Source organism: Halorubrum sp. SP9 (genome assembly GCF_005435015.1).
Classification (GTDB): domain Archaea; phylum Halobacteriota; class Halobacteria; order Halobacteriales; family Haloferacaceae; genus Halorubrum; species Halorubrum sodomense.
Map to the genome: position 1 here is coordinate 1 of NZ_SGXU01000458.1, position 384 is coordinate 384.

Below are 384 nucleotides of genomic sequence, written 5' to 3' on the forward strand. Positions count from 1 at the left end.
GTACCAGAGATACGCGAAAGCAAGATGGCCTAGTGGGAGCACAGGCGAAAGATGTGAGGTGACATGAATAAGCCTCGCTGATCGAGAGAGCTAACCGACCCTCAGAGGTGGCTACTGGTACGGTTCACACACCCGTGACACACCCTCTTCGAACGTAATTGTTGGCTCCCAGCCAGTGGCCGCATGACGTTTTGAGTAGTCTGCCATTGTATCGTGGACGTACTCATCCAGGGGATTCTCAATGTACTTAGGGTCGACGTTGGTCCCAAGCTCTTCATTAATCAGCTCGACCATCTCGTTGAACGAGTAGCTTTCTTCAGTGCCCACGTTGTAAATCCCTTGGAGTTCGTGGTCGGCAGCAAGTTCGCACGCGCGGACAACGTC

At 53.1% G+C, this 384-nt stretch carries 1 protein-coding gene; it reads right to left on the reverse strand.

Features of this window, described 5'->3' with window-relative positions; all coding sequences use genetic code 11:
• Positions 1 to 111 precede the first annotated feature (111 nt).
• On the reverse strand, positions 112 to 384 hold a 273-nt coding region (locus tag EXE45_RS18240; RefSeq protein ID WP_241989544.1), incomplete at its 5' end, for an NAD(P)-dependent oxidoreductase.